Below are 9,531 nucleotides of genomic sequence, written 5' to 3'. Positions count from 1 at the left end.
CCGTATCCGAACGTGTCATAGCGATCACCCTCAGCACCCGTTTCCTGCTCCTGAGGATGAACCGACGGTCGTCTTCGTGCGAGCGGAACCATCAATCTCGGCGGTCCGAGGCGAAGCCTCTCTGGGTAGCTGGTGTTAAGCGGATCACCTCGACCCCAGGGCGCACCCGAAACCGCTTCGGGCAGGTCGGGTCGAAGGCGTGCTGGGCGAGCTCGCCCGCAGCGCGATGTCGGTCGGGGGTGGGAGCCTGGTGCGGGTTCGGGGATCACCGGCGGGCTCCTATGTGACAGGGAACGGGTTGCGCAGCGACGACGCTATCGCTCGATAGCGACTGTCTGCCGGTTCCTCAACCCCGAGAACAGCGCGTCGTTATCCTGGGGGCGTGATCTTAGGTGATGATCCCCACACGGCCGATACCCAAGTCTCCATCATCTCGGCAGCTGGCGCGCAGGGCTTGACTGCCGTGGCTGACATCCGGCATGCCGACACGCAGATCTCCGGTTTCTCGCCTGTTAGCAGGCAGACCGTTCCGCCAGGCACGGGTCGCCAGGCCGTGCGGTTTGGCCGAGAGACCATGATCGCGGGCATCCTCCTCGGCCGTGCTCCACGCACGCTGAGCTCTCAGCATGCGAGAGCCTGGGCCACCAGCCTGCTGCAAACGCGGCTGCTGCCCTGGAAGGAAATCGAAGAAGACGGCTGGCACACCACCAGTGACCTGCTCATCCAGCAGTACGCTCTCTTTCCCGACCGTGGCTGGATCCTGCTGGGCGGGGTCGTCCGGGCGCCCCGGCCACGTGCGGCCACGGACGCGTACATGCTGGCGTGGGCTGAGGAGGCGCTCGGCTTGGCCGATCCTCCGGCATGGGTGCCCGGACCGGAACATGACGGCACGTGGTATGCAGCCCTGCCCGACAAGAAGCCCTAGGGTGTATGCCGTCCCCGTCGGCTGGCCCGCTTCTGCTCCACCGGCCCCGACGACACCGGCATGACCTCCGCCTATTGCCTGATCGACATCTTCAGCTTCACTGTCGAGGACCTACGCCGGGCGGCAGAAACAGCGAAACAGACACCTGAGAGTTCTGCACATTTACTGGCTCTGTCGCTGATCTTGTGACGTTGTCAGTTCCGTAGCAGGATCCGCCTCCGGAGAAGGTCGAAGTTTGCCCGACCGTACCCCTGCCGCTTGCGATGATCGAGTACGACTCCATCGTTGTTACGCCGGAGCGAGTTCCGGTTCGTCGTCTCCCAGCGGACTGAAGCGCCATTCGCCTTCGCCGAGCAGCTCGAGTTCGTGGGTGTGGTGCTGCTCGACCGTCGAGCGGTGGCTGACGCTGACGACGATGGTGCCGGGCAGCTCTGACCGCACCAGTTGATAGAGGATGAACTCCAGGTTCTCGTCCAACGCCGAGGTCGACTCGTCGAGGAACACCACCTTCGGCTTCGTCGACAGAATCCGTGCGAACGCGATCCGCTGCTGTTCGCCCGGGGAAAGCACCTTGGCCCAGTCCTGCACCTCGTCGAGCCGGTCCACGAGGTGCGACAGCGCAACCTTTTGCAGTGTGCTGCGCAGGGTCTCGTCATCGACGGCGCCTTCTTTGCCGGGATAGGTGACGACAGCGCGCAGGTCGCCCAGCGGTACGTAGGGCAGCTGCGACAGGAACATTGTTTCGTTGGGTCCGCACGGCCGGGTCAGCGTGCCGGTGGTGAACGGCCACAACTCGGCGAGGCTGCGCAACAGCGTGGTCTTGCCGCTGCCGGATGGCCCGGTGACGACCAACGTGTCACCCACTTCGAGCCGCATGTCGAGCGGCTTGATCAACTGCCGCCCATCGGGGGTGCGGACCTCGACGGCCTTGAGCTGAACCGTCCCGTCGACGCAGGGCAGCGTCGTCACCTCCGGCAGCGCCCTGGCCTCTTCGTTGGCGACGACCAGACCGTGAAGTCGGATGATCGCCGCCCGGTACCCGGCGAAGGCGTCGTAGGCGTTGCGGAAGAACGAGAGGCCGTTCTGGATCTCGTTGAACGCCGATGCCGACTGGGTGAGATCGCCGAGGCGGATCTCGGCGGCGAACAGCCGCGGCGCCTGCAGGAGATAGGGCAGGGGCACGATGCTCTGGCTGATCGCGTAGTTCCAGCCGTTGAAGCCGATGGTCCTGTTCAGATACCGCTTGTAGTTGGTGACGACGGGGGCGAACAGACGCCGCAGCCCTGAGCGCTCCGCGAACTCGCCGCGGTAGAACGCAACCGCCTCCGACGCATCGCGCAGGCGCACCAAGGCGTAACGGAACGCCGCGTTGAACTTCTCGTTTCGGAAGGCCAGCCAGATGATCGGCTTGCCGATCCAGAATGCGATGACGGAGGCGATGAGGACGTAGACCAGCCCGATCCAGAACATCGCCCTGGGGATCTCGACCCCGGAGATGGAAAGCGTGCCCGAGAGGTTCCACAGGATCGCTGTGAACGACACGATCGAGGTGACCGCAGAGATCGCGCCGAACAACAGCGTGCTGGACGTCCCCCCGTTGCTCGGAAGGTTGGGCAGGGGTCCGTATCCGGCGGTGACCAGGTCGATGTCGGACTGAATACGCTGGTCCGGGTTGTCGATGGTGTCGTCGATGAATCGCGACCGGTAGTAGGCCTTACCGTCGAGCCAGTCTCCGGTCAGCCTGTCGGTGAGCCAGACGCGCCAGGCCAACATGAACCGCTGGAGCAGGAACAGATCCAGCAGCACCCGGGCGATGTGTATCGCCGCCAGGACGCAGAAGACCCACAAGGACGTCCAGAAGCCGTATACGCCGGAGACTTTCACCGGAGTGTCGTTGACGGCGATGCCCTGAACCGCGACCTGGAGGCTGGACAGCATGTCGTTGCCCTGGTAACTGAACAGCACGTCCAGGCGGACGCCGCTGACCACCGACAGCAGCAGAGCGCCGAGCCAGAGCCAGACCTTGACGCTCCCCGGACCGGTGAAGTAGGCACCAGTGATGCGCCAGAATTGCCTGCCCCACGTCGTGAAGAGGCCGATCAGCACGAGAACCACCAAGGTGCACACCGCGGCGATCGCCCAGGCTTTGGCGATCCACACCAGCGATGTCCAGATCTCAGCGCCCCAGTCGAGCGTCGGGGTGAACAACTCCATTCCGGCACCATATAGGCACAGAGTGTGACCAGCGCCTTGGAGAGAGCCCAACTCGCGGGAGAGAGTCGTTCGAGTCGCCATTTGGTGATGTCCCAGGTGAAGACCCCTGGTCGGGCGCGGGCCGAGCACCACCGGCATGGGATGGCGATGCCGATGCACAGTGGCTCGCGACTTGCCCGACAGGGCACACGCCACCGTCACGCCGAGCACCGCCTCCAACGCGGCGAACGCCTCGTCGATCACTTCCTGGGCGGCACGTCGTTGTCCACGCTCTCGGAGAGCAATTCCAAGTTTTCCCGTGATCTCCAGCGCGGCTTTGTCTTGGCCGGCTCCCGCTCGGCCTTGTCCAGGCGCGCCCGCAGCCGCTCGTTGTCCTTCTCGGCCTCGCTCTTGCGCGTCTCCGGGCCGGACGGTTCGGCGCAGTCCGAACCGCCGAGGATCGGCCGTCGTTGGCGATGCGCGTGGACGCCCTTCGAGACCTGAAGGCGTACGACGAGGGCGACGTGGAGATGTTCTCCGGAGACGCCGAGCGCCCGCCTGGCCTGAAGGCCGAGACTTTCTGCAAACCTTCGTAAGCGCAGATCCCGTGCCCGCCCGAAAGGGATCGCCGGGTCGAGGAGGAGGCCGTCATGGTGGAACGTGCGAGAAGTGTGGTGTTCGGAGAGGTGGTCGAGCAGTACGACGCGGCCCGGCCCGGCTACCCCGCCCAGCTGATCACCGACGTGCTGGCCTACGCGGCGCCCGGCCCCGTGCTGGAGGTGGGCGCCGGGACCGGCAAGGCCACGGCGGGCTTCGCCGCCCGCGGGGTCGACCTGACCTGCGTCGAACCCGACCCGCGGATGGCCGCCGTGTTGACCACGAAGTGCCCGGGCGTCCGAGTCCAGATCGGGAAATTTGAGGACTACGTGCCCGATCAGGCTTTCGGCCTGCTCTACTCCGCCCAGGCCTGGCATTGGGTCGACGAGGAAAGGCGCTGGGACCTGGCGCACGCGGCGCTGGCGCCGGGAGGGGCGGTGGCGGTGTTCTGGAACATCTATGTCGTCGCCGACCCGGACCTGCTGGCCGCCCTGGCCGCGGTGGACGAACGCCACGGGGTGAGCACGTCGAGCTTGCACCGGCCCGCGCCGCCCATGGGACACGCGGAGCATCCGCTGGCGGGCGACGCCCGCTTCACCGACCTGGACGAGCGCCGCTACCTGGGCACCTCCCGGTACGAAGCCGGACGCTACCTGGATCTGGTCAGGTCCATCTCCGCGTACCGGATGCTGGCGCCCGGCACCCGCGACGCGCTGCTGGCGGACATGGCCGCGTTGCTGGGCGACGACGTGGAGATGGCCTTCGCCACCGACCTCGGCCTCGCCCGCCGCGCACAGTAGCCCGCCATCACCGAGCGGCGTGCGGAGGAACTCGCCGGCAATCCGGCTTATCGGCATACGGTCGAATTTCGCTTAGTGTGCACATTCATTCTTATGCACAATAGCCCTCGACCGAAAATCCTTTTCGCTTTGCGGACTTCAGAGAGTGAATGACTTTATGGGTGGGCGGAGAAATCGCTAGCAGAAGATCGGCGCCATCAAATGACCCCGACAATTCTGCCCACTTCACCCATCCGAAAGGGGTGCCTTGGTGAAAAGATATGTAGCATCAGGCATATCAGGCATAATGCTTGCCTTTGCGCCATCGGTTGCTCTGCATCCGGCTCAGGCCATGAGCCACCCGGCGTCCAAGGTTATTCACACGGCCGAAGAGCCCGCCCCTGGCAACTACATCGTCACGTTGAAGGCCGGCGCCCGGACGCCAGCGCAGATCTCGCCGCATCACGTCTATGACACCGCCGTCCACGGCTTCGCCGCGACGCTGACCGCGGCACAAGTCAGCCAACTCCGCAGCGACCCAGACGTGACGGCGATCGAGCCCGACCAGGTCATCCGGCTCGATCCCGCGCCGAGCGTCCACGCCGTCCGCCCTCGGTACGAGCAGTTCAACCCGCCGTGGAACCTTGACCGCATCGACCAGCGACTAGGCCTGAACGATCGGTACAGCTTCAACCAGACCGGCCGCACGGTTCACGCCTATGTGATCGACACAGGCATCCAGACGAACCAGACCGAGTTCGGCGGCCGCGCCGGCAACGTGTTCGACTCCTTCGGTGAAGAAGGAATCGACTGCCAAGGCCATGGCACGCACGTGGCCGGCACACTCGGCAGCGGCTCATGGGGCGTAGCCAAGCTGGTGCAACTGCGCGGGGTCAAGGTGTTCCCCAACTGCGACGGAGAAACCACGACCTCAGCGGTCATGGCCGGCGTCGACTGGGTGGCCGCCCACGCCATCCACCCGGCCGTGGCCAATCTCTCGCTGGGCGGCTCTCACTCCGAAGTCCTCAATACCGCGGTGACGAATCTGGCCAACTCCGGCGTTTTCGTCTCGGTTTCTGCGGGCAACAGCAACACCGACGCATGCGCGGAATCACCAGCAAGCGCCTCGAACGTGACGACAGTGGCCGCCTCGGATATCACCGACTCAAAGGCCGGCTTCAGTAACTTCGGCACATGTGTCGACCTCTACGCGCCGGGGGTGGCGATCCCCTCTGTCCCCCTCACTGGCAGGGGGCCAAGCATTCTGAGCGGCACGTCGATGTCGGCCCCCGCGGTGGCCGGCGTGGCCGCCCTGGTCAAGGACGCGTACGGGGATGTGTCCTCGGCCTATCTCAACATGTGGATCAGTGCATGGGCCACACCAGGTGTGATCAAGGGCAACGCGCCCGGCACGCCGAACCGCCTGCTGTTCAAGCCCCGGAGCGCGTAATCGTGATCAACGACTGAGACGACCCCAGCCGCCTTTGGCCTGGCGATGTCGCCGAGCTCGGCGACATCGCCGGGACGAAAGGCGAGCCCCCGCCTCCTTCAAGCTGAGGAGGCGAGGGCTCGTTCGTGGATGGGCATACTCAGAACGTCGAACTCTTTTTCGAGTACGATCTACGGCTATGTCACGCCCCCTGACGCTCAGCCTGGAGTCCGCCCGGCGGCTGGCCGTGCGCTGCCAGCACCTCGCCGGTCCCCGCCCTGGAGGCGACCTCGAAGGGTTGCGGCAGGTGCTGCGAACGTTGCGGTGCCTGCAGCTCGACCCGGTCAACGTGGTGGCCCGCAGCCACCTGCTGGTGCTCTGGAGCCGGGTCGGCGGCTACGACCCGGCCGATCTGGACGTGCTGCTGTGGCGGGAACGGTGGCTGTTCGAATACTGGGCCCACGCCGCGTCGATCGTGCTGGCCGAGGACTATCCGATCCACCAGGTCATGATGCGCGGCTACGCGGGGGGCCAGACGAGCCACGAGCGGATCCGCGACTGGCTGGAGGCGAACGACGTGCTGCGGCGGCACGTGCTCGACCGGCTGCGGGAGGAGGGCCCGCTGCCGGGCGCCGCGTTCGACGACGTCGCGGCCGTGCCGTGGAAGTCGAGCGGCTGGACCAACGGCCGCAGTGTCGAGCGGATGCTGGACTTCCTGTGGTTCCAGGGCCAGGTCATGGTCGCGGGACGGGAGGGCCGCAGGCGGCTGTGGGACCTGACCGAGCGGCGGCTGCCGGAGTGGGCCGCGACCGAGCCGCTGCCGCAGGAGGAGGCGGTGGCCCGGGCCGCCGAGCACGCCCTGCGCGCGCTCGGCGTCGCCCGCGCGGCCGACATCGAGCGGCACTTCGTCCGCGACCGCTATCCCGGCCTCGCCGAGGTGCTGGACCGCCTGCAGGCGTCGGGCCGCGTCCTGCCGGCCGAGGTCGCGGGCGGCGCCGAGCGGTGGTACGTCCACCGCGACGTGCTCGGCCTGCTCGAACGCGACGGGGAGCCGCGCACCACGCTGCTGTCGCCGTTCGACAACCTCATCTGCGACCGGGAGCGGACCGAACGCCTGTGGGGCTTCGCATTCCGGACGGAGATGTACGTGCCGAAGGACAAACGGCAGTACGGGCACTACATCATGCCGATCCTGCACGGCGACCGGCTGATCGGCAGGCTGGTGCCGCGGCTGGACCGGCGCCGGGCGGTGCTGGAGATCGAGGGCGTGTTCCCCGAGCCGGGCACGTCCGGGGACGAGGCGACCGCCGAGGCCGTCGGGCGGGCGGTCGCCGAGCTGGCCGCGTTCGCCGGAGCCCGCGAGGTCGTCTACGGCGACAAGGTGCCGGAGCCATGGCGTTCGGCGCAGACGGCGACCGCGAGGAGCGGGGCGCCGGTCCCGGCGACCGCGATGGGCGATGTCCCCGCTCCCTGACCTCGTCCCTCAGTTACCCGTCTTGTGCGTGCTCCAGTATTCGTCGGCGGCCACCTGGATGTCCGCAAGGACCTTCTCGTAGGTGTCCGGCTTGACGACGAAGGCCCCGAAGCCGTCCAGCGCGGCGGTGAGCACGGGCGGCGGCGTGGCCTCGAAATACCGGTTGACCAGCCGATACTCCCCGCCGCTCGCGGCCTTGCTGACCTCCGCGATCGCCTCGTCGGCGATGGGGACCTTGGGGTTGGCCGAGACGTCTCCCCTGGCGGTGGACCACTTCTGCTGCGCGTCGGCCCCGACCCACCACTTGAGGTACTTCATGCTGGCCGCGGGATCGGGCGCCTTGGCCAGCGAGCAGAGCGGCCCGCTCTCGAAGATCATCGACGTCTTGGGCAGCGCGGCGTTGACGTTCGGGATGACGAAGAAGCCGTAGTCGGCGCCCGCCTTCAGGTCGCGCTGGGTCATGCTCGTGTTGAACCAGGTGCCGAACGACACCATGGCCGCCTTGCTGGTCTTGAGCACGTCGCCCGGGTCGGTCTTGTCACCGGGGTTGTTGAAGTATCCGGCGTCGATCATCGACTTCCACCGCTTCATCACCTCGACCACGCCGGGATCGGTGTACTTGGCCTGGCCGGTCGACAGGCGGTCGTACAGGTCGGGGTCGGTGCCGGCGAGGAGCTGCTCGAACCAGACGAAGGAGAACAGCACCGAGGTGTGGTAGAACGCGGGCACGCCGTTCTTCTTCAGCGTGTCGGCGATCGTGATCAGCTCGTCCCACGTCGCAGGCGGCTTCAGCCCGTGCTTGTCGAAGAGCTTCTTGTTGTAGAACATGCCCCAGTAGGCCGCGTTCAGCGGCACGCAGTACTGCTTGCCGCCCACCGTGTAGTACTTGGCGAGGTCCTCGGACAGGTCGCCGCTCTTGATCGCCTCCTGCCAGAGCGTGGTCGTCTCCGCCACCTGCTTCTGGGCGACGATCTCCGCCAGCCGCCCGCCCGTCGTCCAGGTGAACAGGTCGGGTTTCACGTCGGTGCGGAAGGACGCCTTGATGAACGCCTGGTACGTCGGCTCGTCGGTGTAGCCGACCGGCTTCATCGACAGGCCGATCTGCTGCTTGGACAGGGCGCCCATCTGGTCGAAGTACTTGCTCCAGGCGCCTTTGTCGTTGTAGAGCTTCAGCTCCGTCTTGGCGGGCTGCTTCGCGGTGTCACCGCCGGAGCCGCACCCGGCGAGGACGAGGGAGGTGACGGCGGCGATAAGCAGTGGACGCGACCGGATCATGCCCGGCCTCCTGTTCGCTCGTTGGGGGACGCCGTCCGGCGGGTCGTCGGCCTGGACACGCCGGGGACGGCCTCGTGCTCACTTCTGGTCTGGGTTCGAGGTGAAATGGGCCTGAGGCGAGTCATCTAATCACTTGATATCTTGGGTGTCCATAGCAGCCGGGACCACCGCGCGCCGCGTCGCCTCGCGATAGTCGCGCGGTGCCATGCCGTACCTCTCGTGAAAGCGCCGGCCGAAGTACGACTGGCCGGAGAACCCGCAGCGCTGGGCGATCCTGCCGATGCCCTCCGTCGTCGTGGTGAGCAGCAGGGCGGCGTGCTCCAGCCGGCGCCCGGCGACGAACGCGACCGGGGTGCAGCCGTAGTGCCGGCGCATGGAGCGGGCCAGGTGTCCCGGGCTCACGGCGGCCAGCGCGAGCAGCCGGGGCAGGCCCTCGCGCAGGTTCTCCTCGCGGCTCATGGCGACGCAGGCCGACACCAGCCAGCCGGGCCGCCGGTCCACGGCCGTGCCGTCGGCGCGCTCCAGCAGCGGGACGACCGCCGTCCAGAGCCTGACCAGGTCGAGCACGCGGGGCACGCCGGAGTAGGCCGCCAGCACGCGGGCGAACTCGGCCGCGACGGGCCCGTCCAGATCGGCGCGCGCCGACGGGGGCAGGTCGCGCCGGTCCCAGTCTGCCGTGCCCGCCAGCCCGGCCAGGTCGGCGAAGGCGCGCCAGCGCTCGCTCGGGAAGGCGATGTTGACGAAGCGCATCCCCACGGCCGCGGCGAACTCGTGCCGGTCGTGCGGCCGGACCAGCACCACGTCACCGGCGCGCAGCGGCAGCTCCGCCGGGCCGATCCCCCGCCCACCTCCCCAAAAC

Annotated in this window: 8 protein-coding genes; 5 read left to right on the top strand and 3 right to left on the bottom strand. The window is 67.2% G+C overall.

Annotation, left to right across the window (positions count from 1 at the left end; all coding sequences use genetic code 11):
- Positions 1-382 precede the first annotated feature (382 nt).
- On the top strand, positions 383-925 hold the full coding sequence (locus EJK15_RS64385; protein ID WP_138720109.1) for a hypothetical protein: 543 nt from the start codon (positions 383-385) through the stop codon (positions 923-925).
- A gap of 288 nt (positions 926-1,213) precedes the next feature.
- Here the strand turns inward: EJK15_RS64385 and EJK15_RS64380 are convergent, their stop codons facing one another.
- The gene (locus tag EJK15_RS64380; RefSeq protein WP_138720108.1) at positions 1,214-3,139 is read right to left on the bottom strand and encodes an ABC transporter ATP-binding protein/permease; all 1,926 of its coding nucleotides are present in this window, start codon (positions 3,137-3,139) and stop codon (positions 1,214-1,216) included.
- A gap of 449 nt (positions 3,140-3,588) precedes the next feature.
- Here EJK15_RS64380 and EJK15_RS76960 point away from each other — a divergent pair, with 449 nt between their 5' ends.
- From EJK15_RS76960 to EJK15_RS64360, 4 genes are all read left to right on the top strand, one after another.
- The gene (locus tag EJK15_RS76960) at positions 3,589-3,714 is read left to right on the top strand and encodes a hypothetical protein (RefSeq protein ID WP_276615594.1); all 126 of its coding nucleotides are present in this window, start codon (positions 3,589-3,591) and stop codon (positions 3,712-3,714) included.
- A gap of 54 nt (positions 3,715-3,768) precedes the next feature.
- Complete coding sequence (locus tag EJK15_RS64370) at positions 3,769-4,515, top strand: class I SAM-dependent methyltransferase (protein WP_138720107.1); 747 nt, start codon at positions 3,769-3,771, stop codon at positions 4,513-4,515.
- Between the two features lie 286 nt (positions 4,516-4,801).
- Entirely contained in the window at positions 4,802-5,944 is a 1,143-nt protein-coding gene (locus EJK15_RS64365) for a S8 family peptidase (protein ID WP_138720106.1), read from the top strand.
- A 178-nt stretch (positions 5,945-6,122) separates the two neighbouring features.
- Positions 6,123-7,397: a winged helix-turn-helix domain-containing protein gene (locus tag EJK15_RS64360; protein ID WP_138720105.1), complete on the top strand. Its 1,275-nt coding sequence runs from the start codon at positions 6,123-6,125 to the stop codon at positions 7,395-7,397.
- Between the two features lie 9 nt (positions 7,398-7,406).
- Here the strand turns inward: EJK15_RS64360 and EJK15_RS64355 are convergent, their stop codons facing one another.
- Together EJK15_RS64355 and EJK15_RS64350 are read right to left on the bottom strand one after the other, a co-directional pair.
- Positions 7,407-8,672 carry an ABC transporter substrate-binding protein gene (locus EJK15_RS64355; RefSeq protein WP_138720104.1) on the bottom strand — a complete coding sequence of 422 codons (1,266 nt, stop codon included), beginning with the start codon at positions 8,670-8,672 and terminating at the stop codon, positions 7,407-7,409.
- Positions 8,673-8,801: 129 nt separating this feature from the next.
- A partial coding sequence (locus EJK15_RS64350; protein ID WP_138720103.1) for an AraC family transcriptional regulator occupies positions 8,802-9,531 on the bottom strand: 730 nt, incomplete at its 5' end.

Origin of the sequence: Nonomuraea basaltis, from assembly GCF_005893125.1 — a bacterium.
GTDB classification, from domain to species: Bacteria; Actinomycetota; Actinomycetes; order Streptosporangiales; family Streptosporangiaceae; genus Nonomuraea; species Nonomuraea basaltis.
This window is presented reverse-complemented; position numbering and strand designations above follow the sequence as displayed.